21 protein-coding genes are annotated in these 23,919 nt (G+C 58.7%); 7 read left to right on the top strand and 14 right to left on the bottom strand.

Annotated elements, in window-relative coordinates:
* Positions 1-19: 19 nt before the first annotated feature.
* The 7 genes from L1249_RS12430 to L1249_RS12400 form a co-directional block, all read right to left on the bottom strand.
* Entirely contained in the window at positions 20-4,627 is a 4,608-nt protein-coding gene (locus L1249_RS12430; RefSeq protein WP_228168705.1) for a condensation domain-containing protein, read from the bottom strand.
* Positions 4,628-4,672: 45 nt separating this feature from the next.
* The gene (locus L1249_RS12425; protein ID WP_054641600.1) at positions 4,673-5,674 is read right to left on the bottom strand and encodes a TauD/TfdA family dioxygenase; all 1,002 of its coding nucleotides are present in this window, start codon (positions 5,672-5,674) and stop codon (positions 4,673-4,675) included.
* Positions 5,675-5,684: 10 nt separating this feature from the next.
* Positions 5,685-6,407: a 4'-phosphopantetheinyl transferase family protein gene (locus L1249_RS12420; protein WP_054641601.1), complete on the bottom strand. Its 723-nt coding sequence runs from the start codon at positions 6,405-6,407 to the stop codon at positions 5,685-5,687.
* A complete protein-coding gene (locus tag L1249_RS12415; protein WP_058578666.1) occupies positions 6,385-7,125 on the bottom strand; it encodes a thioesterase II family protein in 741 nt (246 codons plus the stop codon). The genes L1249_RS12420 and L1249_RS12415 overlap by 23 nt, the downstream gene beginning before the upstream one ends.
* Positions 7,115-7,360: an MbtH family protein gene (locus tag L1249_RS12410; RefSeq protein WP_058578667.1), complete on the bottom strand. Its 246-nt coding sequence runs from the start codon at positions 7,358-7,360 to the stop codon at positions 7,115-7,117. The genes L1249_RS12415 and L1249_RS12410 overlap by 11 nt, the downstream gene beginning before the upstream one ends.
* 251 nt (positions 7,361-7,611) lie before the next feature.
* Positions 7,612-7,818, bottom strand: coding sequence for a FecR/PupR family sigma factor regulator (locus L1249_RS12405; RefSeq protein ID WP_054641602.1), 207 nt, complete (start codon positions 7,816-7,818; stop codon positions 7,612-7,614).
* Positions 7,819-7,960: 142 nt separating this feature from the next.
* Positions 7,961-8,470: an RNA polymerase factor sigma-70 gene (locus tag L1249_RS12400; protein ID WP_054641603.1), complete on the bottom strand. Its 510-nt coding sequence runs from the start codon at positions 8,468-8,470 to the stop codon at positions 7,961-7,963.
* Positions 8,471-8,689: 219 nt separating this feature from the next.
* On the opposite strand from L1249_RS12400, the gene L1249_RS12395 reads away from it, so the two are divergent.
* Positions 8,690-10,036 (top strand): glycerophosphodiester phosphodiesterase family protein, encoded by a 1,347-nt coding sequence (locus L1249_RS12395; RefSeq protein WP_058578701.1) that lies wholly within the window; start codon positions 8,690-8,692, stop codon positions 10,034-10,036.
* A 177-nt stretch (positions 10,037-10,213) separates the two neighbouring features.
* The gene (locus L1249_RS12390; protein WP_228168706.1) at positions 10,214-10,981 is read left to right on the top strand and encodes an ABC transporter ATP-binding protein; all 768 of its coding nucleotides are present in this window, start codon (positions 10,214-10,216) and stop codon (positions 10,979-10,981) included.
* A 46-nt stretch (positions 10,982-11,027) separates the two neighbouring features.
* Here the strand turns inward: L1249_RS12390 and L1249_RS12385 are convergent, their stop codons facing one another.
* The gene (locus tag L1249_RS12385; protein ID WP_228168707.1) at positions 11,028-12,683 is read right to left on the bottom strand and encodes a multidrug ABC transporter permease/ATP-binding protein; all 1,656 of its coding nucleotides are present in this window, start codon (positions 12,681-12,683) and stop codon (positions 11,028-11,030) included.
* A 156-nt stretch (positions 12,684-12,839) separates the two neighbouring features.
* Between L1249_RS12385 and L1249_RS12380 the strand changes: the two genes are divergently transcribed.
* On the top strand, positions 12,840-13,706 hold the full coding sequence (locus tag L1249_RS12380) for a LysR family transcriptional regulator ArgP (RefSeq protein WP_228168708.1): 867 nt from the start codon (positions 12,840-12,842) through the stop codon (positions 13,704-13,706).
* 161 nt (positions 13,707-13,867) lie between these two features.
* On the opposite strand, the gene L1249_RS12375 is transcribed toward L1249_RS12380, so the two are convergent.
* Positions 13,868-14,425 (bottom strand): cytochrome b, encoded by a 558-nt coding sequence (locus L1249_RS12375; protein WP_228168709.1) that lies wholly within the window; start codon positions 14,423-14,425, stop codon positions 13,868-13,870.
* Between the two features lie 88 nt (positions 14,426-14,513).
* Complete coding sequence (locus L1249_RS12370) at positions 14,514-15,386, bottom strand: LysR substrate-binding domain-containing protein (RefSeq protein ID WP_054641605.1); 873 nt, start codon at positions 15,384-15,386, stop codon at positions 14,514-14,516.
* 141 nt (positions 15,387-15,527) lie between these two features.
* On the opposite strand from L1249_RS12370, the gene L1249_RS12365 reads away from it, so the two are divergent.
* On the top strand, positions 15,528-16,406 hold the full coding sequence (locus L1249_RS12365) for a DMT family transporter (protein WP_054645110.1): 879 nt from the start codon (positions 15,528-15,530) through the stop codon (positions 16,404-16,406).
* Here L1249_RS12365 and L1249_RS12360 read toward each other — a convergent pair.
* The 4 genes from L1249_RS12360 to L1249_RS17585 form a co-directional block, all read right to left on the bottom strand.
* On the bottom strand, positions 16,389-16,868 hold the full coding sequence (locus L1249_RS12360; protein ID WP_054641277.1) for an NUDIX domain-containing protein: 480 nt from the start codon (positions 16,866-16,868) through the stop codon (positions 16,389-16,391). The two genes, L1249_RS12365 and L1249_RS12360, sit on opposite strands and share 18 nt — an antisense overlap.
* Before the next feature lie 140 nt (positions 16,869-17,008).
* Positions 17,009-17,794: an RsiV family protein gene (locus tag L1249_RS12355; protein WP_058578672.1), complete on the bottom strand. Its 786-nt coding sequence runs from the start codon at positions 17,792-17,794 to the stop codon at positions 17,009-17,011.
* 117 nt (positions 17,795-17,911) lie between these two features.
* Positions 17,912-18,628 carry a hypothetical protein gene (locus L1249_RS17590; protein ID WP_323133910.1) on the bottom strand — a complete coding sequence of 239 codons (717 nt, stop codon included), beginning with the start codon at positions 18,626-18,628 and terminating at the stop codon, positions 17,912-17,914.
* Positions 18,622-19,029: a hypothetical protein gene (locus L1249_RS17585; protein WP_232059490.1), complete on the bottom strand. Its 408-nt coding sequence runs from the start codon at positions 19,027-19,029 to the stop codon at positions 18,622-18,624. Before L1249_RS17585 ends, L1249_RS17590 begins: the two co-directional genes overlap by 7 nt.
* A 332-nt stretch (positions 19,030-19,361) precedes the next feature.
* Between L1249_RS17585 and L1249_RS12345 the strand changes: the two genes are divergently transcribed.
* The 3 genes from L1249_RS12345 to L1249_RS12335 all read left to right on the top strand — a co-directional run bounded on the left by L1249_RS12345 (position 19,362) and on the right by L1249_RS12335 (position 23,820).
* On the top strand, positions 19,362-19,754 hold the full coding sequence (locus tag L1249_RS12345; RefSeq protein ID WP_044629795.1) for a septal ring lytic transglycosylase RlpA family protein: 393 nt from the start codon (positions 19,362-19,364) through the stop codon (positions 19,752-19,754).
* Between the two features lie 186 nt (positions 19,755-19,940).
* The gene (locus L1249_RS12340; protein WP_062361357.1) at positions 19,941-20,945 is read left to right on the top strand and encodes an NADP-dependent oxidoreductase; all 1,005 of its coding nucleotides are present in this window, start codon (positions 19,941-19,943) and stop codon (positions 20,943-20,945) included.
* Positions 20,946-21,225: 280 nt separating this feature from the next.
* Complete coding sequence (locus L1249_RS12335) at positions 21,226-23,820, top strand: glucose/quinate/shikimate family membrane-bound PQQ-dependent dehydrogenase (RefSeq protein WP_228168710.1); 2,595 nt, start codon at positions 21,226-21,228, stop codon at positions 23,818-23,820.
* The last annotated feature ends 99 nt before the right edge of the window (positions 23,821-23,919 follow it).

Here is a 23,919-nt window from a genome sequence, read left to right as displayed (position 1 = left end):
ACTCCCAAACCCCGTGACTTTATTGACTGACCAACTCGGCATCGGCACTGGCCCCTTGGGCTTCTTCCAGCGCCGAACGCTCATAGATGTCTCCCATCGCTACCACGATCTTGCGTGGCCCCTCGTAGGGATCCCGGGCATGGGCCGCTAACATGTTGTCGACCATCACCACATCGCCCCGGCGCCAGTCGAAACGCACCGCACAGGCTTCGTAGGCCTCGCCGACAACCTTCATCATCTCGTCGCTAATCACGGAGCCGTCGCCGAAATAGACATTACGCGGCAGGCGCTCCTGGCCAACCATGCCAAGCAGGTCTTCTTTCACATCAGGCTCAAGGCAACTAACGTGGTGGAGCTGCACCTGATTGAAGAACACCCGGCCACCGGTCACTGGATGAGTGACTACCGCAGGGCAGCGCGTGCGCGTCTGCAGCTCGTCATCACCTAACCACTGCCACTCGATTCCCGCTTCTTTGAGCCGCGCTTCAACCTCCTCCTTGCTATCCGTTTTGAAAAAGTCTCGCCAGCTCACGTCCAGGTTGCGGGTGAAGGTGCGCACATAAAGCAGCCCTTTACGCTCGAACTCCTCCACCACATCGGAGGGCAGTTGGCGTAGCATCTCCCGGCAGTCAACGATCGGGGTAGCGCCCCCCACGGGAGAAGGGAATTCGCAGAAGAACAGTTGCTTGCGCGGCCAGCGCTCCAAATGCGAACTTTCGTTGTGATAGAGAATCATCTGGCGCTCGGGATAGGGGGTTGAACGGTAGGTATTGCGCCCCCCTTCTTTCTTGGGCAAGTCACCATAATTGCCGTAAAGTCCCGGCTGGATAGCCTCGGCAAAGGCTTCAAATTCTTGCGGTGTGGTCAGACCAAAGTTACGGAACAAGATGCCTGCATGCGTGCGTAAGTGTTGCTCGATGAAGTCACGCTGGGAAGTTGCCCACGCCACCGCATCAAGGTCAGCGTCCGTCGCTTCGATCACGAGAGGAAAGACTCTTTTTTCGTCGAGCAATGCCGTTCGTATCGGTGAGTCACTGTTGGTCGAGGGGCGCGCACCTGGCTGGGATTTCAGGCTGCCAAGCTTGTTGAGTTTGGAACCTTTTGAAAGCTTGTTTTGCATAGCGTGTTTCTCCATTAGGGGTAAACGAAACTCCTCGACGGGCATGTTGGGAGCTTCCACGATCTGCGCTAGTAGCGACTGCCAGGCACCGGTTAAGTGCTCAATGGTTTCGCGTCGGTACAATGCGGTGGCGTAGACCCACTCGACTGATAGTCCGGTATCACTCTCATTGACGAATATCGCCATATCGAACTTCGACTCTTGCCGAGGCTGAGGCATTACCTCCACTTCCAAGCCCGGAATTGAGAACCGCTCGGTTGGCGTGTTTTGTAGTACGAAGAGGGTTTGTATCAGGGGGGAACGGTCGCGCTCACGACCAATCCCTGAAAGCTCGACAATTCTGTCGAAGGGAACATTTTGATGATCGAAGGCATCCAGCACGCTGGTCTGTACTTGCTCAAGCCAGTGGCCGAAATCAATCTGGCCATCAGACAAACGAGACCGCAGCGGGATTACATTGACAAAAAAGCCAATCAACGGCTCAACATCGGGATGGCTACGGCCAGCGACATCGGTTCCCACAATCAGGTCGTGTTGACGGGTCTGGCGATGCATCAACAGCTGGAAACTCGCCAATAGAAGCGTAAATAGCGTGGTGCCACGCTGTGTGGCAAGCTTGTTCAACGCTTGTGATAGGTCTGGACTCAATGTCATGCTCAGGGCACTACCGGCATGCGATACTTGGCCAGGCCTAGCGAAATCCCCCGGCAGTGTTGAGAGCGGAGGAGCATCACTTAGATAGCGGCGCCAGAAGGTTGCGCTTTGCTCGAAGGCCTCTCCCGACAGTGCTTTCTCATGCCAAGCGGCATAGTCCACGTACTGAATACCCACTTCGGGTAACCCAGATTCCTTCCCTTCCAGCAATTCCCCGTACAGAGAGGCAAATTCCCGGATGAATACGCTCGTGGACCAGCCGTCGAAGACGATGTGGTGAATCACCAGGATCAGGGCGTGCTCTTGTGCACCAAAACGCAGTAACCCCGCCTTAATTAAAGGCCCAGTGGCAAGATCTAACGGTGTGTTCGCATACTCGGTGAAAGTATCTTGCAGATATCGCTGTTGCTCCTGCTCTGCAAGATCGCTGCAGTCCAAAACAGGAAGTTCGATGTTGCGCTGATCCTCTACAACCGCGATGGGATCACCGCTCTCGCTTTCAGGGTAGTGGGTACGCAATGCTTCATGCCGCGCAACGATGGCATTAACGGTTCTTTCTAGAACCTCTATATTCAATTCCCCTTTCAGGGAAAATAGCGCAGGAAGGTTATAGGCGGCACGCTCACGGTCGCCCGCCTGACTCGCCAAACGATCAACTAACCAGAGCCGACGCTGGACAGGTGCTAAAGGTAGTTCCGCATGGCGGGAAATAGGTATCAGTGGATTCTGGGCACCTCCCTGATAGGAGGCCAAAGGAGTCGCCAACCGGCGCTCTACTTCATCAACCACGTCACCAAAGCGCGGCTTTTCCATGACGGCTCTAGTAGGAAAATCAATCGCCCAATGATCGCTAATACGCGAAGCCAACTGCACCGCCGCCAGAGAATTACCACCGCTGGCGAAGAAGTGGGCATCTCTTCCCAACGGCTTTTCCTTGCCGTCCCCCAGCACCTGGCACCAGAGCTTCGCCAACGCCTGCTCCGTTTCGCTCCCTGCTTCCGCAGTAGATTGCGATGACTTTCCACCACTAGCATCCCCATCGCTGCCGCCACTGACAAAATCCCCAAAGGCGTGAATGGCGTAGGCATCCAGGCTACCCGCTTCCCAGCCTTGGCGGCAGGCGCTGCGCTGTAGCTTGCCGCTGGAGGTTTTGGGCAGGCCGCCGGGGTTGAGGAGTAGCGCGACAGAAAGCGGCTCATGGCAGGCGGATCCTACCGCCTCACTGAGTGCCTCGATCAACTTCTCGGCGGGGACCAGCTTCTGAATACCCCGGGAGACTTCTGCCGCCACGCCGATGCCTTCAGCGCCTTCCGGGGTCGTCACGGCAAAGGCCGCCACGCGCCCTTTGCGCACGGCTTCCACTTCCGCCTCGATAGCGCTCTCGATATCCTGGGGATAGACGTTATGGCCGCGCAGAATGATGAGATCTTTGATACGCCCAGCGATATACAGCTGCCCTTCGTGCAGAAACCCCAGATCGCCGGTGCGCAGCCAGCGATCATCGCGAGCATCGTGGTTCTGGGCATCACTCCCATCGGTGCGCTGCCAACGGACCCCATCGCGGGTAACAAAGGCTTGCGCTGTTGCTTCTGGGTTCTGCCAATACCCGTGCGCCACGCTAGGCCCATTGACCCATATCTCGCCGACGTCGCCTTCGGTCAGCGAGTGCAGTCCCTCGGGATCGACGATATCGATGGTGTGCCCTGGCTCCGGTGTACCGCAGCCCACCAGGGTGTTGCCTTCCACCGCGGAAGCGGCCTTCCCCTCGGCCAGCGACTGCTGTGAAAAAGCCGTGCCCACGACGCCCGTTCCGCGCGAATTGCAGCTAACCAATAGCGTGGCTTCCGCCAATCCATAGCAGGGGGCGGCGGCATCAGCGGCAAAGCCCGCCGGGCGGAAGCGTTCGATAAATCCAGTGAGGGTATCGTGGCGCACCGGCTCGGCGCCTGAGAACGCGACCCGCCAGCTGGAGAGATCCAGTGCCTTGAGCTGATCGTCGCGGATGCGCTCGAGGCAAAGGCGATAGGCGAAATCGGGTCCCCCGCTGACCGTGCCCCGATGGCGGGAGATCGCCTCCAGCCAGCGTACCGGCCGCTGCAGGAAGAAGGAGGGACTCATCAAAACCACAGGGATACCGCGATAGAGGGGCTGCAGCAGGCCGCCGATCAGGCCCATATCATGGTACAACGGCAGCCAGCTCACGAAGACATCGTCGGCACCAATCGAAAAGCCCGTTTCGATAGCCCGCTCGTTGGCCATCAGATTGCCATGGCTGACCATCACTCCTTTGGGTGTGGCGGTGGAGCCTGAGGTGTACTGCAAAAAGGCGATGTCATCACGCTGGGGGTGGTGCTCAACCCAACACTCGGCGCGTCGCTCATCCAAGGCATCGACGGGGATCAGTTCAGCGCTACCGAAGTCCTTCCCCGCCGCAGCGACCAGCTCGATCACCGCCGAAGAAGTGAGCACACAGGCAGCCTGAGAATCGTCGGCGATGGCAAAAAGACGAGCCAAATGCTGCTGCTTGGCCGACTCCGGCGGGAAAACGGGTACCGCAATCACCCCGGCGTACAGACAGGCTAAGAACGCCACCACGTAGTGTTCGTCGTTATCCAGCAAGATCAGAGCGCGCTCACCCACCGGAAACCGCTGCTGGAGCTCGCTGGCCAGGGCACGTGAACGCCGCTCCAGCGTGGCGTAGTCGAGGATGGTCTCGCCTTGAGCATTGACGGTGACCAGCGCTCTGTCGCCGGGTCTTTCCTGGGACAGACGGCTCAAGTGCTCGACATAGCTTATAAAAACATCGTGATGGGCCGAATGGCTGTTCATTGCCTGAGCGTGCCTTGTAGTCATGGGTATACCTGCTGAAATTCCTGGCCGAGGGATGAGGCGTCAAAGTCAGTCGTTGGGGAGATTGCCGTGGCCTTCCGCCATGGCAACGACGACTTTGCGCGACCCTTTAAAAGGTGTGCGTGCGTGGGCGACCAGCATGTTGTCGAGCATCAGCACATCACCCGCCTGCCAGGGGAACATCACCGTTTCCTCGGCTAGCACGCCGCGAATCTCATCGAAAATGTCGTCGTCAATGGGGCTGCCATCGGCAAAGAAAACGTTGCGCGGCATGTCTTCGGGGTCGAGAAGCTCCTCCAAGGATTCGCGCACTTCAGGCTGCAGGTTGGAGACATGGAACAGGTGGCCCTGGTTGAACCAAACGTGCTCACCGGTGACCGGATGGGTCTCGATGCTTTGGCACAGCTGGGTAGTGCGCAGGTCGCCGTCGGGTTTCCACTCACAGCGAATCCCTGCGCGCTGGCAGAACGCCTCCACTTCGGCGCGGTCTTCGGTGTTAAACACCTGTTGCCAAGGCATATCGAAATCGCCGTAGTTGCGCACGTAGAGAATGCCGGGGGCAAAGCGCTCGCGAATCTCTGCGGGCATACGGCGGTAGATGGCGCGGCTATCGGCAATGGGGGTTTCACCGCCCTCGGGGGAAGCGGTGACGCAGTGGAACCAGATCTTCATCGGCCACTCGCGGGTGTAGGCCTGCTCATTGTGGAGGGGAATATGTTGATGAGCGGGATACTCGGTCGAGGTATAAATGCCTGACGAAACCGCTGAACGCGGTGTTGAGGCGAACTCATAGCTCAGCAACGGATGACCAAACGCAGCAGCAAACTGCTGAAAATCGTCCACGGAGGGAACATCGAAGCCTCTTAGCAGTACCCCACCGACTCTGGCCACCAGCGACTCAATATCAGCACGCAACTCGCCAAAGGCTTCCAGTAGTGGCTGCCCTGGGTAAGAGGGAGAAATCATAATGGGCAGCTCTGAATCAGCAGGCCCCTGACGTTGGGATATGACGTTGGTTGGTTGCGTTAGTGTTGCGCTTTGGCTGTCCATGATTGATCTCCTAAAAAGTCGTTGAGTAGCGTTGGCCCTGGTCGACATAGGCATAACAGGTACAGTCCGCGTCGAAATAACTCAGGGCAGCGGCGTAGCCGCTTGGCGCAGCCAGCGACCATGCTTGCAAAGAGGATGAAACGGGGATCGAGTGCTCAAGGTGATAGGTGCCTGATGGCCCAGGAGCGGGCATAACCGAGAGCGCCTGCAAATGCTCTGCAATGCCCAGGCCCAAGGCTTTGAGCACCGCTTCTTTAACCACCCAGCGCTCCATAAAGGGCAGCGAGGCGCTGCCAATGTGGTCGCGCCGCTCGCTCGGCGAGAGCACCAGCCCGTGCAGCGGCGCCAATTCCACCTCGGGTCGGCAGCGTTCGATATCGACCCCCACCGCTCCGCCGGGAGCCAGCGCGATCAGGGCGACACGGCCAGAGTGGGAGACATTGAAAGCAGGCCCCTCAGCGTTTTCCAGCTCGGGCTTGCCGTAAGCATTCTGTGTGAACACCAGCTTTTCTGGCGCTATACCGGTGTGCGCAGATAGCAGCCGCCGCAGAGCAGCGCGTGTTGCCATGGCCCGGACGGCATCGGCGCGATGGCGAAACCGCTGGGCGCGCTGCCACTCGGCTCGGCTTAGCAGCCGATCATCGTCGTCGGCTATTGGGGCGGTCAGATCGAGCGCCAAGTGCCACACCTCGAGCCCTTCGGGGGTTCCTTCAGCAAGCGGCAGGCGCTGCATGGGACACCTCCTCTAGCCGTCGTCCCAGCGCCCGTTCGATGGTCGCTAGCACCTGAGCCTGCTGCTGGCGAATGAAGAAGTGGCCTCCTTCGAACCAGCTCAACGAGAACGCTCCGCCCGCCATCTGCTGCCAAGCCTCCAGGCGTGTACTGTCGATATCGTCATCGCGCCCGGCCAGCACGTGCAGGGGGTGTGCCAGCGGCGCCCGACCGCGATAACGGAAACGACGGCAAAGACGATAGTCCGCTGCCAGCACGTCCAGCGTCAGGCGCAAGAGTTCAGGGCTTTCGAAGACTTCCTGTGGAGTGCCCCCCTGTTGGCGTAAATCCGCTATCAAGGCGCGGTCGTTATCCAGTCCCGCCAAGCGTTCCGGATCGCGCATCGAAGGCGCCGCGCTGCCCGAGACAAACAGCATGTGTGGTTGCGGGCGGCCCACATCGCGCAAGCGTGCCGCCATGCCATAGGCCAGCAACGCCCCCATGCTGTGGCCGAACAGGGCAAAATCACCGCGCATCCGCGTTGCCTGCTCTTCGCACAGTCGCACCACCAGGGTTTCGAAGTCATCGATCAGCGGCTCACCCAGGCGTTCGCCACGCCCGGGCAGCTCGACGGGATAGATCTCGATCCAGGCGGGTAAGTGGCGCTTCCAGCGTAGGTACATGGTGGCGCTAGCCCCAGCACAGGGTAGGCAGAGCAGCCTCAAGCGCTTAACCTGCATTCACCTGCTCCGCCTCGGCGCTCGCTTGCTCATCCATCCAATGGCGCAGCGACAGTGGTCGCATATCGGTCCATGTTTTCTCGACGTAGTCTAAGCACGTGGGCTTATCGCCAAGCACGCCGGTATCCGTCCAGCCAGCAGGAATCGCCTTCCATTCCGGCCAGAGGGAGTACTGCTCTTCATGGTTGACCAGTACGCGGAAGACAGCATCTTCACGATCAAAACAACTTGTCATGGGAACACCTCACCGGTTCATAAGGAACAAGAAACAAAACGATAGTGCTTCTCATTCCATAATGACGAGTGAGGGACGGGACAATTTAATGCGGGAAGGGGAGAAAGACGAAAAAATCGGGATGGGGCCGCGAGGACGTCGTCATCGCATGACGCGAGTCAAGCGATTGCTGACTCCTGGGCAGTCAGCAATCGCTGAAGACCTTTGAGTCCGCCTGGAAATCGACGGAGGCGATTAAAAACGGTGACTGGTCAGCTACGCTCATCACCGTTGGGGATCAGTCCCGTTAGCAGCCAGAGTCGTTCTGCCTCATGGAATACGTCCCGGTGCTGGGAGGAGGCCGCTAGCCACGCATGCAGCGCGGAGCGATCCGCATCGCTCAATCCCTCTTCATGCTCGCGCATCAGCCACTCCAGCGCGGCTTGCCAAACGGCATCGTCGCCGCTGTGATTATCCATCGTGACTGTGACACCTCGCCATTGCTAGTCATTGAACTAATGGAGTCGACCGGCGTACCGTACCGGCAGCAACACTGCCTCACAGTGTAACAAAGCAGCCGCAAGGAGGGGATGGAACCGGCCCTTCGCCATCGAGCAACGCTTAGCTCCGAACCGATTGGCGGCAATGTGTCAATGCATCACGAATCATGAAGTTTACAGAGGTGGGAGAGACGTCCAACAGCTGCGCTATCTCTCGCTGTGTATGGCTTCCCGAGCGGTAGAGTTCGAACGCGAGGCGCGTTCGCTTGGGCAACTCGTCCAGCGCACCGACCACCTGCGCCAAGGCCTGGCGGTCAATCGCCATCACTTCTGGGGAATCTGATGCATAAAAGGCGTTGTCGCCCTCCTCCTCTTTGGCGAACAGCATCGACTCGAAGGCCGAACGCCGGTAGCGATCGATGGCGAGGTTGCGCACGACGCGAGTGACATAGGAGATGGGCCGTTTTACTTCAAAGACGGTGGTCGCTTCTGAAATTTTCAGATAAGCATCCTGAACCACATCATCGGCTTGGTCGGCACTGCCCAAGACCTTCGCAGCGACACTACAGAGCACAGGCCGCTGATTGACGAAGATATCCTCTAACTCAGCGCTCCAGGTCTGGGTATTCACCGTTTGGCCTCCTGCCGTGTTCAATGTCTATATTGCAAACAATTATTGTTATCTTTTGAAAAAGGCAAGTCAATCGGCTCTGCAAAACGAGGTCGTTCTAACGATATACCGCATCGACAAAGCCACGGCCCCATCAGCACACCCTAAGGTCGACTCGATAACCCGCGACACTCACCTACACTCAACTAGACGCCTTTTGCGCCCACGAGAGACTCGATGATGACGACGACCGGCCTTCTCACCCGCACACTGCTGCTAGGTAGCCTGCTGGCTCCTGCCCTAGCCATTGCTGAAGAGAGCGAGAAGACGCCCCGCTGGAACGAAGCGCTGATCGAGGCGGCGCAGGCAGTGACGCTGGGGCCCCGCCCGCTCTTTCTGGTCAACGATATGAGTGCGGGCAATGCCCATGAGCAGGCACTCAAAGCGTCGCTACTGAGCTGTGCCGCCGAGCAAACCACCTGGCACCGCTCGCCGCTGTCGATAGGACATCGTGGCGCACCGCTGCAGTTTCCCGAACACACGTTAGAGTCGTATATCGCAGGCGCTCAGGGCGGCGCCGGCATCTTGGAGTGCGACGTCGCCTTCACCGCCGACGAAGCGCTGGTCTGCCGCCACTCGCAGTGTGATCTCCACGCGACCACCAATATCGTCGAAACGGCGCTGGCCGAGCAGTGCAGCGTGCCGCCAGCGTTCGATGACGTCACTGGCGCCTTGACCAACGCGGCCGATATACGTTGCTGCACCAGTGACATAACGCTCGCGGATTTTCATACGCTGCAAGGCAAAATGGAGGGCGTGAATAGCGATGCCACGAGTATCGAGGAGTACGTGGCGGGCACTCCAGGGTGGCGCACGGACCTCTATGCATCCCGTGGTACCTTGATGAGCCATGCCGACAGTATTGCGCTCTTCCAGCAGCTGGGGGTCATGATGGCGCCGGAACTGAAATCCCCCGAGGTCGACATGCCGTTCACCGAGCATACCCCCGAGGGGTTCACGCAGCAGGCCTACGCACAAAAGATGATCGATGAGTACAAGGCGGCTGGCGTCTCCCCCGACGACGTATTTCCGCAGTCGTTCGACATCGACGACGTGCTCTACTGGATCGAGCATGAACCGGCCTTTGGCCGTCAAGCGGTCTATCTGGAGGGTCGCTACGGCGATGAAGGCTTCGACCACACTCGGCCCGAGACATGGCAGCCAAGCATGGCCTCCCTGGTGGAGCACGGCGTGCGCATCATTGCTCCGCCCACCTGGATGCTGGTCGAACCGAACCCCGCGTTTGGCAACGACGCGCAGGCAAGACGCCTACAGGCATCGCGCTATGCCCGCCGTGCAAGGGAAGCAGGCCTGGACATCATCGCCTGGACCTTCGAACGTTCCGGCCCCCTCGGGGACGGCGGGCAGTGGTACCACCGCACCACCGGAGACGTGATCCAGCGTGATGGCGACAAACTGCTGACGCTGGATACGCTGGTCAATGACGTCGGCGCCATCGGCGTGTTCAGCGATTGGCCCGCGACGGTCACCTTCTACGATAACTGTGTCGCGCGCAACGCGCCTTGACGGCCCGCGCGGATGATCCAAGCCCTCAGCCGAGTCGCATGCCCCTTGCGTGCGGATCGGCTTTCACGATCTCTCTCTAGCGGTCGGCTATTTTTTTCATTTTTTCATTAAAAATGAGAACCATTAGCACTAGAATGGCAGCATGATGATTGATGCATTCGCCACTAGGAGTCGTCCATGTTCGAGATCAAAGGCGCTACGTTTGAAGTCAATGGCAAACCCATCCTCAATCCCATCGAGCACACGTTTCACGAAGGCAAGGTGTATGGCCTGATTGGCCATAATGGTTCCGGCAAGTCGACGCTCATCAAGCTGATGGCACAGCAGCAGCCGGTCGCTCGGGGCGCGATCCATTTCGATCAGCGACCGCTGAGTGACTGGGGGCATCGTGAGTTTGCCCGTCAGGTGGCCTACCTTCCCCAACACCTGCCGAGCGCCGAGAGCTTGACCGGGCGCGAGCTGGTCGGCTTTGGCCGCTACCCGTGGCACGGCCTCTTAGGGCGCCACACCCAGGCCGACAAAGAAGCCGTGGAGCGCGCCATTGCGCTCACGCATACGGAAGCCTTCGCCGACCGCCTGGTCGACACCCTCTCCGGCGGCGAACGCCAGCGGGTTTGGCTGGCGATGCTGCTTGCCCAGGGCAGCCGCTTCCTGCTGTTGGACGAGCCGTTGGCAGCGCTGGATATTGCCCATCAAATCGAAGTGCTGGCGCTGATTCGCAAGCTGTGCGACGAGCTCGATCTGGGCGTGGTGATCGTGCTGCACGATATCAACATGGCCTCCCGCTACTGCGATGAGCTGATGGCCCTGCACAGCGGTCGCCTCCTGGCACACGGGTCTCCCCACGAGCTAATGCGCGACAGCACCCTGGAAGCCATTTACGGGTTGCCGATGCAAGTCATACGCCACCCCAATGGAGAGCACAATATCGCCGTTGCCCAGTAGCTGGCCGCTGAAAAGTGGCCACCCTGCGTCGGTGGCTACTGTAGGCTCACGAGCTAATCTGCGCGACCGCATCTTCACTGGCCTGGGCGCGCTGTGCTCCCGTCAGCTCGTTTAGCTGCCCCTTGGACATTTCCAGCAAACGGTCCGCATGGACGAAGTAGCTGTCGTCATGGCTAATGGCAAACACGGTTTTGCCCAACGCTTTCAAATGGGGGAGCAGCTCACGATAAAAGAGCCGCCGGAACTGCGGATCTTGGTCGGCCGCCCACTCATCCAGCAGCAAAATATCCCGCTCTTCGGCAATCGCCAGTAGCAGCGCCAAGCGCTTACGCTGCCCTTGCGAGAGCTGCGTATTCACTACGCGATCACCCTGCCACTCCAGTTTCTGCTGCATCTGCAACCGTTCGAGCCAGGTTTCGACCAGTCGCGGGTCGGCTGCTTTGCCGCCTGGCCCCATGGCTTGGTCGAACTGATGAAAGTCGGTGAAGACACTGGCAAAGCGCGCCCGAAACGCCGCCCACTCTGGTGCGCCAAGCTCCTTGCCATCCACGCTGATTTGGCCACTTTGCGGGCGGTACAACCCTGACAGCAGGCGCGCCAGCGTCGATTTTCCGCTGCCGTTGCCGCCAATCAGAAACACCTGCTCGCCACGCGCCAGCGTAAGATTGAGCGGCCCCACCTGGAAGCCTTCACCCCCGGAGGATGGCGTGTAGCGATACACCACGTTGGTGAGCGTCAAGCGCTGCCAATCGTGGAAGCGGTCCTCCACCTCGAAACCCGGCTGGTACTCGGCCAACGCCAGGCTGGCCAGTTTATCGAACGCCACCTGGGCGCTGATCAGTGTAGGCCATGCCCCCACGGCCTGAATCAAGGGCGTGCGTAAAAACAGCAGGGTCAAAGCAAAAGTGGCCGCCACCGCAGGGCTTGCCCACCCCAGCACGTTGGCCATGAAAAACACCACGCCAATGGCGCCCAGCATCATGATGTTGGACCAGTTATTGGCGCTGAGGTGGTAGGTGTCTGCGCGAATAATATGATGACGGTACGCTTTGGCGTTCTCCGTGTAGGATTCATCAAAAAAGCGCCGTGCGCGGTCACGGTTAAGCGCCAGCTCTTTGCGGCCTTCTATCGCCGATTGATAATCCTTATACAGCCGATCCTCGCTTTCGCGCACCTGATGAAAGTGGCGATACACCTTCGACACCAGCACCCAGCCAACGCCCATGGTGAAGGCCATCCAGAGCACGGTAATCACCACCATCTGCGGTGAGAGCCACGCAAGGTAAGCCACCGAGGCCAGCGTGAGTACCACGCCCTGCACCAGCTCCGGCAGGCGAACGAAACCGATGGTGATATTGCGAACATCGCTGGAGAGGCTTGCCAGCAGGGTGGCGTTACCTAGCTGCTCTAACCGTTCGATATCGGTATCCAGAATCCGCTTCACCAGCCGGGAGCGCAGGTCGAAGACGAAATGGTGGCCCAACAAGGTGAGCGCTAGCTGTGTGCCCAGCGTGACCGCCAGCAGCAGCGCCAATAGCCCTAAAAATTGAGGCAGCGCAGAGAGGGCACTACCCGCTTCGATCAGCCGCTGGTTGATGAACGCAATCACCCCCACGCCCAGTCCGGCGCTCATCAGGCTCAGCGCCAGCGCGCCCAAAAACGGCCAGCGGTAATGGCGAAACACCACTCGCAATAATTCCATACCCCATCCCCTTTACGCACAGGCGGCGAATTGTGACGCACTTCTCTGCCAAGTCAAACAAAGAGACTGATTTTCATTTACGCAGTTTGGCTCACGCGCCTTTACTCATTGCGGCAGTGTTGCTTAACTGCCCTAGCCAACCACTGAGAGAACGCCATGGTGGATTACAAATTACTGCATGCCCTAGCCACCGTGGTGGAGTGCGGCGGCTTCGAGCGGGCAGGCGACATGATGGGCCTCTCGCAGTCGGCCATTTCACAGCGGATAAAGGCGCTGGAAGTCCGCTTGGGCCAGCCGGTGCTGGTGCGCCACCCCGCTCTCGCGCCCACGCCTGCCGGCCAGCGATTATTAGCTCATTACCAGCAGGTGCAACTCTTAGAGCGCGATTTACACGATGCTCTTCCCTCTCTAGAAAAAGCCGCGCCAAGGCTACGCATTGCCCTGAATGCCGATAGCGTGGTGACCTGGTGGGCCGACGCCGTGGCGGATATCTGCCAAACGGAAGAGGTGCTGCTGGATTTGGTCATTGAAGACCAGGAGGTAGGCTTAAAGCGTCTACGCGATGGCGATGTTGCCGCCTGCCTATGCGCCACACCCAACCCAATTGCCGGTGCCCGCTGCCTACACGTGGGGGATATGTCTTATCAACCGCTGGCATCGCCCAGCTATGCCGCACGCTTTTTTCCGGAAGGCCCGAGCGCAGAGGCGTTTCAAAAAGCCCCCGCTATCGTCTTTGGCCCCCACGACCAGCTACAGCACCAGTTTTTGGCGCAGTGCGGCTACCAAGGGCACTTCCCCTACCACTTGTGCCCTTCGTCAGAGGGCTTCGTGCGCTTAGCAACGGCGGGGATTGGGTACGGCATGATTCCTCAACGCCAAGCTGCTGAACAGTTGCAAGCAGGCCAACTGGTGAGTATCGCACCGGGGCAAGGATTAACCGTACCGCTCTACTGGCACTATTGGCGTCACAGCGGGCAGCTGATTCAGCGACTAACGGAAAGGCTGAGCCATCTCACGCTTTAGCATCATGTTTACTCAGGGCTCTAAAAAGAGGTCTACACTCAAGGAACCAGAGCAGCCCCATTACTCTCCAACGGCAGCTTATGAGTACGGAAAAAGCACGCCAAACCACCCGTTTTTATGGCTATGGTTCAGCGTGACTTAGAAGATGCGTAGGCAGCGATTTAATCAAACAGGCTCATGCGCTTCATCACGTTATCGCGCTTAATTCGCCAATGAAACAGCGCGCCAGCCACATGCAGCGTAATCAGCACCACCAGTGCCCAACCTACACGCTCGTGCCACATAAACAGAGTTTCCGAGAGCGCCTCATTCTTACCTAGTAGCCCTGGCAAATGCCAGTGGAAAAATTCCACCGGAAAACCGCCTGTGGCGGTGGCTGCCCAGCCGAGGAGCGGCATAACGACCAGCCCCACATAGAGCAAATGGTGCACGCTGGTGCTCACAATGCGCTCAAAGGCATTCAGGGGCGGATCATGATCCGGTACTACAAAGGCAATTCGGGTAATAATGCGCAGCGTCATCAGCAGCAGAACCGTGACGCCCAGGGTCTTATGGCTAGTATAAAGTAGGTTGGTCAGCGTATTCCCGACGAGCGCTACAGTACGTTCATAGCCCAAAAACCCAAGGGTTAAGCCACTCGCTAGCGATAGCAGCACCGCCAGTGCTACCAGCCAGTGCAGCACCCGATGCGGGTAGATATAGTGATCTAACTCGTGCATTCAAAACTCCCTGCCCAGTAGCGTCGTCACCGTTAGCTTAGTTCAGCGGCGTCACGATAGAAAAATAATTGTTAGGTAATGACATACCTTATAACGCTTCGCTGGGAGCCGCTAGCTGTTCGCGAATCAATTCACCCAGCCGTCGAGCTGGCTCTGAAGGCCGGTGCGGCGCACGGTGCAACGCCAGCTCAATCATCGGCAAAGCAGGCAGCCCGCTACTCTCATCTAACGGTCGCAGCGTAGGTGTGAGCATACTCCTCGTCACAACCACCACTGCCAACCCAGCAGTCACAATCGGCGCAAGCCCCGCCATAGACTGGCTAGTGTAAGCCACTCGCCAATCCCGCCCGGCGGCCTGTAAGGCCTGCTCCGCCACCTCACGAAACACATCCGCCCCTGGGGAATATAGCGCTAGCGGAATGGGGTCGCTCAATGATGGCTGCTGGTGAACCCCTACCGCCCAGACCAGCGGCTCACGACGAATTACATCGCCCCCTGGGGAGTTGCGCTGGCGCGTTACCAGTGCCAGATCCAGTTCCGAGGCTTTCACTTGCTCGACCAAGTGAGCACTGGTGGCGCACTTAACGGTTAATCCCACCGCCGGATAGAGCTGGTGAAAGTAGGCAAACACCGACGGCAGCAACGAGGCGTAATCCTCAGGAATGCCCAGCGTAAGATCGCCGGTAATCTGGCGGGCCTGCATATCGCTCCAGGCCTCGTCGTTTAGCGCCAGCAGCCTTCGCGAATGAGCCAGTAAGCGCTCACCTTCAGCGGTAAAGCGCAGCCGCCGACCATCTCGCTCGTGCAGGCTGACCGCTAACTGCGCTTCTAACCGCTGTAGCTGCATACTCACCGTGGACTGCGTATAGGCCAGCCGTTTCGCCGCTGCGGTCACGCTTCCTGTATCCGCAATCGCCACTAGCGTTCGCAACAGCGTTAAGTCAAACGTGGGTGCGCGCATACATCACCACTGTTGATGATATTGATCATAAAAGATCGTTATCTTGATGAGTGGGTGATGAGTATGCTGCGCGCCATAGGATCATTACAAGACTTGGTCCTCTTCAAAGGTTGGATCACTGCAGGCTCCAGGAGGCGCGTCATGCAACCCACTCACTCCCCAGTAGTCATATCCCCGAAATTCAGCGTCTGCGCCGCCTTGGTAGCGGTGACGCTGTGGAGCATTGCGCCGCTGCTGGTGGAGCTTGCCCGCGACACCGCCCCTCTTCAGCTAACAGCACTTACCTTGCTAGCAGGTGCACTTGCCACTCTGCCGTTGAGTCGTCGTGCTGCTACGCAAACCTGTTCGCTAGGCTGGCGGCTAAGCGTGTGGCTGGGTATCCCGCTACTGATCGTTGGGGCCGTTAGCAGCTATTTCATTGGTATGCGTCTCGCCCCCGCCGCCGAAGCGGCGTTGATTACCTATACATGGCCGGTGCTGTTCGTGCTGCTGAGCCAGTGGAGCCGCTGGGGACGGTTGCAGTGGGCAAGCGTGGCCGGCGCGCTGATCGCTTTTTCGGGCGCGGCGATATTACTGCTGCCCCAAGCGCTCAGCGGGGGAGTTGGCGGTTCGGCTTCCGGCTATGGCTTGGCGCTGCTGGCGGCCTGCTGCTGGGCACTCTATTCATGGCTAGGTCAAGCGGCCCCTATCTCACTCACGCCGCTGCTGCCGCGCTTATTGTTGATTGCTTGTGCACTCACCTGTATCGCTAGCGTTTGGCTGGAGGGTGACGTGGCGCTGCCTCGCGGCGAAGCGCTCGTGGCAGGCATCGCGCTAGGCTTGGGGCCTTACGGCATCGCCATGGTGGCGTGGGACAAAGCGCTGCGATTCGGTCACGCCAGCCTCGTGGGCAGCTTGGCGTATGGCGTGCCTATCTTGGCAGCGTTGCTACTCGTCCTGGCAGGCATGAGCGTATTCGACTGGCGGCTACCTACGGCCGCCCTGCTGGTGGTCGTTGGGTGCTTAAAGGCGGGCCGCTGAGGTGGGCATCATCATCTCGCTAAACAGCACGCTGGCCAGCAGCTCTGGCAACCAGGACGGCGCAAAGGTGTCACTCTCGCTGCTCTGGATTTCCGAGAGTGGCCACCACGCGTAGCAGGGCGTGGCGTCACGGCTATCGTCCAGCATCAGCCTGCCCTGGGCGTTGTCGTGGGTGTCAAGCTGGGTATCGGGACAGCGCACCAAGAAAAAGCGCTCTTCACCGGTTTGGCCCGCTTTCGCGGTGTGGGCACGCTGGCGAAGTAGCGGCCCCAAGGGGCAGGTAAGCCCGGCCTCCTCGAAGAGCAAACGAATTGCCGCCGCCGGGTAATCTTCATCGTGAGCCAGCGCGCTGCCCAGTAGCGTCCAGTGGGGAGGCGATGCCTCGCGTTTGAGCAGCAAGCGGCCCTGCGTATCGACCACCAGTAGCTGCACTTGCCGAGCGGCTTGCGTATCGGGTGTCATAAGCGATCCATGCCTATTGGTCTTCGTGGGAACAATAAAAAAGCAGCTCCCCCACACGTCTCGTGTCGGCGAGCTGCTTTTCAGCGTAGTCGATAACCGGCGATTTGTTTTACGCCATTAGGAGCAATCGCAGAGCTAGTTTATTGGCCCAGGTAACGCGGCTTGGCCACGCCTTTCAGCGCCTCAAGGGGGAGCGTAAGGGTTGGCTGGCCCGCCGCATAGGGCGCAATGTCATAAACGTTGTAGGTCACTTCCCAGCGGTCCTCCAGCGGCGCAATGTTGCGGCTTTTACTCAGCGGCCACTGGGTTGCAAACTGCGCATCGAGGCCCATCTCAGTGATCCAACGCTGATGCGCGCCAGCCAAAAGGGCATCGAAAGCGGCCTCCTGCCCGTCCACCAGCATGTCCTCGGGCTCGACGATGCGCCGCTCGCGCTCATCGATGACCATGTATTCGGTCAACGGAAGCCCATGCGCTTGGCCGGCATGATACACATAGCTATTGAGTTCGATGACCAACAGGTCGTGATGACGTGCGTACACCGTGGCTTCCAATAGCGCTTCGCTGGTCATGTCGCCAGGCGCGGCTTGGTTGTCCTCTTCAGCTAGGCTCAGGAAGCGCTCAGCGTACGCGTCCCAGCTCTCGGCAGGGGCAGCCGTCTCGTCGCTGATCGCCATGCCTAGGGTGAGCAAGCGGGTTTGTAGGGCCTCGCTTAACGCAGGCGCCTGGGGAAATGCCAGCGCTGAGATAGTCACCGTCGAACACTGCTCCCCTTGGCATCCCGGGGCCACGTACTGTTTTTCCACGGCCAGCGAGGCCAGTGCAAACGGCTCTGAGGGCGATGTATCAGCGGCCAAACAGCCGCCCAAGAGAAGCGCTCCGGCGAGCGATAGACCCACTCCTAGTGTTTTGAACGTGCGTAGCATCTTAACCTCCTTGTGAATCACTCACCCTATGAGGCGGGCTGATCATCGTAGAACGGCAACGCCCCTGCAGAGCGGCAGGGGCGTTGTTGAAAACGAACCGATACTTCGCGGTCGCGTTTAGGTGTCCGGCTGCATTTCGGTGGGTTCTGCGCTCACCGCTAGTTCGAACATACCGCTGCCGCTGGCGCTAAAACCGCGTGCGCTCACGGTATAGGTGCCGGGCAGTAGCGCCTGCTCTAAACGGGCGTTGGTACCACCGCCGCTGTCGTCGTCAGTATAGGACACGCCTTCGCCGTACAGTTCAAGATACGTATCGAAGTCGTTAGAGCTCATGCTCAGCGTGACGAGCGAGCTTTCCTCTATCGTGAGCTGATAGGTCAGAGCCTCGCCGCTGTACCAGCCGTTGAGCGTTTCATCGGGAGTGAGCGCACCTTCGTTGCGTAACTCGACATCGTTCGGCAGATCACGCGGCTCGATGGCGAGGGTGAACAGCCCGCTGTCGGTGCCATAGGCGGTACGGGCCGTGAGTTGGTAAGTACCCGGCGCGAGAAAATCGGCAATGCGCGCATTCAACTCACCCGCACTGTCATCATCTTCACGGTAATAACCGTTCGGGCCTTCCAATTCTAGGTACGCATCGAACTCATCGGCACGCATTTCGATCTGGTACATGCCTGCTTCTTCGATGGTTAGCGTGATCTCACGTTCGGTGGTATCGAGCCAGCTATCGATGGGCGTACCCACCGTCATGGTATCGGCATCGCTCAGCTCAATAGTGCGGCTGTTGACGTTGAAAGGCCCATAGCTATGGGCATCAACACCGCTGATCACCACAATGTAATCGCCCCCTCTTCAATACGGTGGCGTACCGTTTCAGCGTTGGCCAATAGCTGGAGCTGGTCGTCATACAGCGCGACCGTACCTTTCAGTGCACCGCTTAAAGCGATTTCCACCAATGTCTCTTCTTCAAGTGAAATAGCGTAGCGAGTGAAGCGACTGCCATCCTTACCGTTAAGCTCGCTGGCAGAAGTGATTTCACCCCGCGCACGCTCGCCCAAGGTCAGATAATCCAGGCCTTGTAGCGCAGCAGGCGTAGTGTCCTGCTCAGCGGTAGTTTCTGCTACAGGCTCTTCCATAGCGGCCGCTTGGTTGGGTAACGCTTGCGCGGCAAAGTAGCCAACGGCAACGCCGCCCACCGCCACAATCAAAAGAGTAAGAGAGGAAGACTTAGCCATGGGTGCATCCTTGTTCATTGGCGAGATAGTGGTCAGCAGTAGAGCGCAGTGATGTCGTACATGAATTATATGGCGCTAAACGAGTTAAAGTGAGCGTTTAATGAAAAATATTGCACCGCACAAATATCATCATTAACTGGCTTCATGGGAACGGCATAACTCACTGAAACGCAAGGGCATACCGGCATGTGATAAAAAGTGAAATTATGCGGCCAATTGCGCCGATCTTCTTAAAGCTTGCCGACCCCTGCATAGCAAGCTACTATCCATACGCCTATCGGCACCTCGTCGACGAATGCGGAGTCCGCTTTACGAACCACTGAGGTACTCCTATGGGAGCCCATAAACACCGACTACGAACGACCTGCTTGGCAGTCGCACTGCTTTTTTTGACGGCCAATCAAGCAGTTGCTCATCAAACCAATGCGCAAACTGAGTTACAAGAAGGGGTGGCTTCTTTCTATAGCGACCGCTTCCAAGGGGCCACCACCGCCAGTGGTGAGCCCTTCGATCAACAAGCGCTGACTGCAGCGCACCCGAGTCTGCCCTTCGGTACCAAGGTGCTGGTCACCCGCCCCGATACCGGACAAGAAGTCGAAGTCATGATCAATGATCGTGGCCCGTTCGTAAAAGGACGCGTGATCGACCTTTCTAAACGGGCAGCGCGAGCCCTCGGGATGATTCGCCGAGGCACGGCACCTGTAATGATCACCCTGGTAGATTAACGGATAACACATCCGCAAGCGTGTGATACCCCTTAAGCGATCAGCGTTGCAGCAAATGCTGAGTAAAGCGGCCCCACCCAGGGCCGCTTTTTTATATGCTCGTGTTAAGTCCGCGAACTTGCATGCGTGCTAATGGTCTCTACCCTGCTAGAAGCGTAACTTACCATCTTGATGCAGGAGGCAGCGATGCTATCTCGTTTTTATACCCTCACCGACCACCCCACCGGCCTACCTAAGCGCGAGCTATTTTCCTTAGAGAGCCAGGAGCTTCCCGACCTAGATGAAGGCGAAGTACGCATTCGCAATCACTGGCTCTCGGTAGACCCCTACATGCGTGGCCGGATGAGCGGCGTGCACACCTACGTAGCGCCCTTTCAGCTTGGAAAGCCAATGGAGGGCGGCGCGATTGGCGAAGTCATCGCCTCTAACCACCCCAACTTGAAAGTGGGCGATAAAGTGAGCCACATGGGCGGCTGGCGCGATATCGCACAGCTGCCGGGAGATAGTGTCACCGCTCTTCCAGATCACAACGTGCCAGACCAAGCCTACCTAGGCGTTCTGGGCATGCCCGGCATGACCGCCTGGACAGGCCTTAACCTGATTGCCGAGTGCAAGCCGGGCGATAACGTTTTGGTGAGTGCCGCCAGCGGCGCGGTGGGGTCTCTGGTGGTGCAGCTGGCAAAAGCAAAAGGCTGCCATGTCGTGGGTATCGCAGGTGCTGCGCATAAGCTTGCTTGGCTGGAGTCGCTAGGCGTTGAACCGGTCAGCTACCGTGACCGCAGCGCGCAAGAGTTAAGCGATGCCATTAAACTCGCCAGCCCCAACGGCATCGACGTCTATTTTGAGAACGTAGGCGGTATCTGTTTGGAAGCGGCACTCAGCCAACTTAACGAAGGCGCACGCATTGCCGTCTGCGGGATGATTGATGGCTACAATGCGGAAACCCCAGCCCCAGGGCCAAGTAACCTGTCGCAGTTGGTGGCACGTAAAGCCAAAATGCAGGGCTTTATTGTCGCCGACCACTGGGCCAGCTATGGCTACTTCTTAAATGAAGTCGCTCCTCAGGTGGCTGATGGCAAGCTGGACTATAAAGAGACGATCAAAGAAGGACTTGAAAGCACGCCAGACGCCTTTTTAGCGCTGTTTGAAGGCGGCAATACCGGCAAAATGCTGGTGAAGCTATCTGATTAAGCACCAGGCTGCTGTTAACGAGGTTACGCTAGGTTAAATCTGACACCTTTCCCAGCTTATCTATCTGAGCCGCGCTATGGTGAATAGCGCGGCTTTTTTGTCGATAGAAATAATTAGCCAGCAAAGTGTTAGACCAAAAGCGAATTGATTATTAAAATCACAGCTAATCAATGTGTGTTTTAACCCATCGGCGCTGCCGATGGGTTAGGGCACGTTGTGGAGCCGCTGCTTTGATGTTTATCAAAGCAGCATCAACTTGTTGTCAATAGGGGTTTACCTCATGGATGAACACACGCGTGATCGTGGCAAATGGCCAGCCTTGCTGCTGGGTTTGCTGCTAGCGATAGCTGGCGTAGCACTTGCCGTAGGTGGCGGCCAACTGCTTATGCTGGGCGGTAGTGCTTACTACTTAATTGCTGGGGTCGCCGTGGTGGTGGCTGGGCTGCTGCTGGCCTTGCGCAAAGGCGCAGCACTTTGGCTATACGCCCTCATTTTGTTCGCCACCCTGGTGTGGGCGCTTTGGGAAGTAGGCCTAGACTGGTGGCAACTGGTACCTAGGGTCGCCATTCCCTGCCTAATCGGCATCATCATGCTGCTGCCGTGGTGGCGCAAACCGCTCAACTCGCGCGGTGGCAGCCTCGCCCTTATGGCCAGCATTGGCGCCGCTATCATCGTCGCCATCGCCAGCCAGTTTAGCTACCCAGGCACCATCGAGGGCACCATCGAGTCCGCCAATAACACCGAGGACGTTAATCCGGCCCAGGTCGCGGGCGACGACTGGCCTGCCTACGGCGGTACCAATGCTGGCACCCACTACTCGTCACTCGACCAAATCACGCCCGAGAACGTTGGCGAACTGGAAGAGGTATGGCGCATTCAAACCGGCGATGAACCCGGCCCCAATGCCCCGCCGGAAATCACTAACCAGAACACGCCGCTGAAAGTCAACGATAGCCTGTATATCTGCACGTCGCATAGCCGTGCCATGGCGCTGTCACCGGAAACCGGCGAAACTCTGTGGGAGTTTGATCCCAATATCAGCACCATGGGCGCCGACGACTTCTCCGGTTGGGCCCACATGACCTGCCGCGGCCTCGCCTACTATGATGCTGCTAACTACGATGCCGCTAACTACGATTCTTCTAACGACGAAGCCTCAAACGACGACGCTGACAACACCGACAGCAGCGCTAACGATGGCACGACGCCTGCGGAAAACGGCCCGGCCACTCCTCGCGTGCTGTTTGATGACGGCAGCCAGTTCGACCTGGACCTGGCCTTCCTGCTCTTCATCAGCGGCCTCGGCGACAGCCTGGCGCTAGCATCCGATGAAGGTGACGCTTCTGAGATGATTAGCGCCACGGACGTAATGTGCCCGCGCAGGCTGTATTTGCCCACCGCCGATGCCCGCCTGATTGCGCTGAATGCCGATACCGGCGAGCGCTGCGAAAGCTTTGGCAACAACGGCGAAGTGGATCTCACCAATAACATTGGCGAGTTCTCCCCCGGCGGCTACTACTCCACCTCCCCGGCCACGGTGACGGAAGATTTGGTCATTTTGGGCGGTCACGTCACCGACAACAGCTCCATCGACGAGCCGTCCGGCGTGATTCGCGCTTTCGACGTGCACACAGGCGAGCTGGTGTGGAACTGGGACAGTGGCAACCCAGACGACACCGCCCCACTCGAAGAGGGTGAAACCTATACCCGCAACTCTCCCAACGTGTGGGCCCCTATCAGCGTCGATGAAGAATTAGGGCTGGTGTATCTGCCCATGGGCAACGCCACCCCGGACCAGTACGGTGCCGATCGCTCTGAAAACGATGAAACGTATAGCGCAGGACTCGTAGCGCTGAACCTGAACGACGGCCAAGTGGCCTGGGTCTACCAATTCGTTCACCACGACCTGTGGGACATGGATACCCCGGCTCAGCCGGTTCTGATCGACCTAGCAACGGCTAACGGCACCCAGCCCGCCGTGATTCAGCCCACCAAGCAGGGCAGCCTTTACGTGCTCAACCGGGAAACCGGCGCGCCCATCGTGCCAATCGAAGAAGTGCCCGCACCGCAAGGGGCTATCGAAGGCGACTGGACCGCAGAAACGCAGCCACGTTCGGCGCTGAACTTGCTGCCACCACCGCTCACCGAGCGAGATATGTGGGGCGCGTCACCGTTCGATCAGATGATGTGTCGCATCCAGTTCCGCTCGCTGCGCTACGAAGGCCAGTACACGCCGCCCTCCTTGGAAGGCAGCATCGTCTACCCGGGTAATGTGGGGGTAATGAACTGGGGTGGCGTTGCGGTCGACCCTGAACGCCAGGCGCTGTTTACCGGTGCGAAGTACCTCGCGTTTGTTTCTACGCTGGTGCCCCGTGACCAAGTGCAAGAGGGCCAAGGCTCCGCCAGTGAACAAGGCCTACAGCCTAACGAAGGCGCACCCTATGCGGTAGAACTAGGCCCGCTGCTTTCCGTGCTGGGCTTACCCTGCCAAGCGCCCTCCTGGGGCGATGTGGCAGGTATCGACCTGCAAGCGTCGGAAGTGGTGTGGAAACATCGCAACGGTACCACCCGCGACAGCATGCCCTTTGGCCTGCCGATTGGGTTGAACGTGGGCGTGCCCGCGCTGGGCGGCCCGCTGACCACCGCTGGCGGCGTCTCTTTCTTGAGCGGCACGCTGGACCAGTACTTACGCGGCTACGACATCACCACGGGTGAAGAGCTCTACAAAGCGCGCTTACCCGCCGGTGGTCAGGCCACGCCGATGACCTATACCGGCGCCGACGGCCGCCAGTACGTGGTGGTGACGGCCGGTGGTCACGGTACCTTTGGCACCAAGATGGGTGACTACGTGATTGGCTACGCGTTACCGGAGTAACCGCTAGCTCTACGGAGTCAGCTAGTGCTGGTGGGAGGGAGCTTCAGCTCGCGACTGGTGGCTTAGCCAAGGCGCCTGACGGCGCCATTCGCCCGCTAA

It is taken from the genome of Halomonas sp. Cn5-12 (assembly GCF_021532545.1).
Taxonomy (GTDB): Bacteria; Pseudomonadota; Gammaproteobacteria; order Pseudomonadales; family Halomonadaceae; genus Vreelandella; species Vreelandella aquamarina.
This window is presented reverse-complemented; position numbering and strand designations above follow the sequence as displayed.

Bases quoted from the DNA above. Each gene is read 5' to 3' on its own strand.
- L1249_RS12430 (WP_228168705.1), bottom strand. From the start codon at position 4,627: ATGACTACAAGGCACGCTCAGGCAATGAACAGCCATTCGGCCCATCAC.
- L1249_RS12425 (WP_054641600.1), bottom strand. From the start codon at position 5,674: ATGGACAGCCAAAGCGCAACACTAACGCAACCAACCAACGTCATATCC.
- L1249_RS12420 (WP_054641601.1), bottom strand. From the start codon at position 6,407: ATGCAGCGCCTGCCGCTTGCTGAAGGAACCCCCGAAGGGCTCGAGGTG.
- L1249_RS12415 (WP_058578666.1), bottom strand. From the start codon at position 7,125: ATGCAGGTTAAGCGCTTGAGGCTGCTCTGCCTACCCTGTGCTGGGGCT.
- L1249_RS12410 (WP_058578667.1), bottom strand. From the start codon at position 7,360: ATGACAAGTTGTTTTGATCGTGAAGATGCTGTCTTCCGCGTACTGGTC.
- L1249_RS12405 (WP_054641602.1), bottom strand. From the start codon at position 7,818: ATGGATAATCACAGCGGCGACGATGCCGTTTGGCAAGCCGCGCTGGAG.
- L1249_RS12395 (WP_058578701.1), top strand. From the start codon at position 8,690: ATGACGACGACCGGCCTTCTCACCCGCACACTGCTGCTAGGTAGCCTG.
- L1249_RS12390 (WP_228168706.1), top strand. From the start codon at position 10,214: ATGTTCGAGATCAAAGGCGCTACGTTTGAAGTCAATGGCAAACCCATC.
- L1249_RS12385 (WP_228168707.1), bottom strand. From the start codon at position 12,683: ATGGAATTATTGCGAGTGGTGTTTCGCCATTACCGCTGGCCGTTTTTG.
- L1249_RS12380 (WP_228168708.1), top strand. From the start codon at position 12,840: ATGGTGGATTACAAATTACTGCATGCCCTAGCCACCGTGGTGGAGTGC.
- L1249_RS12375 (WP_228168709.1), bottom strand. From the start codon at position 14,425: ATGCACGAGTTAGATCACTATATCTACCCGCATCGGGTGCTGCACTGG.
- L1249_RS12370 (WP_054641605.1), bottom strand. From the start codon at position 15,386: ATGCGCGCACCCACGTTTGACTTAACGCTGTTGCGAACGCTAGTGGCG.
- L1249_RS12365 (WP_054645110.1), top strand. From the start codon at position 15,528: ATGCAACCCACTCACTCCCCAGTAGTCATATCCCCGAAATTCAGCGTC.
- L1249_RS12360 (WP_054641277.1), bottom strand. From the start codon at position 16,868: ATGACACCCGATACGCAAGCCGCTCGGCAAGTGCAGCTACTGGTGGTC.
- L1249_RS12355 (WP_058578672.1), bottom strand. From the start codon at position 17,794: ATGCTACGCACGTTCAAAACACTAGGAGTGGGTCTATCGCTCGCCGGA.
- L1249_RS17585 (WP_232059490.1), bottom strand. From the start codon at position 19,029: ATGGCTAAGTCTTCCTCTCTTACTCTTTTGATTGTGGCGGTGGGCGGC.
- L1249_RS12345 (WP_044629795.1), top strand. From the start codon at position 19,362: ATGGGAGCCCATAAACACCGACTACGAACGACCTGCTTGGCAGTCGCA.
- L1249_RS12340 (WP_062361357.1), top strand. From the start codon at position 19,941: ATGCTATCTCGTTTTTATACCCTCACCGACCACCCCACCGGCCTACCT.
- L1249_RS12335 (WP_228168710.1), top strand. From the start codon at position 21,226: ATGGATGAACACACGCGTGATCGTGGCAAATGGCCAGCCTTGCTGCTG.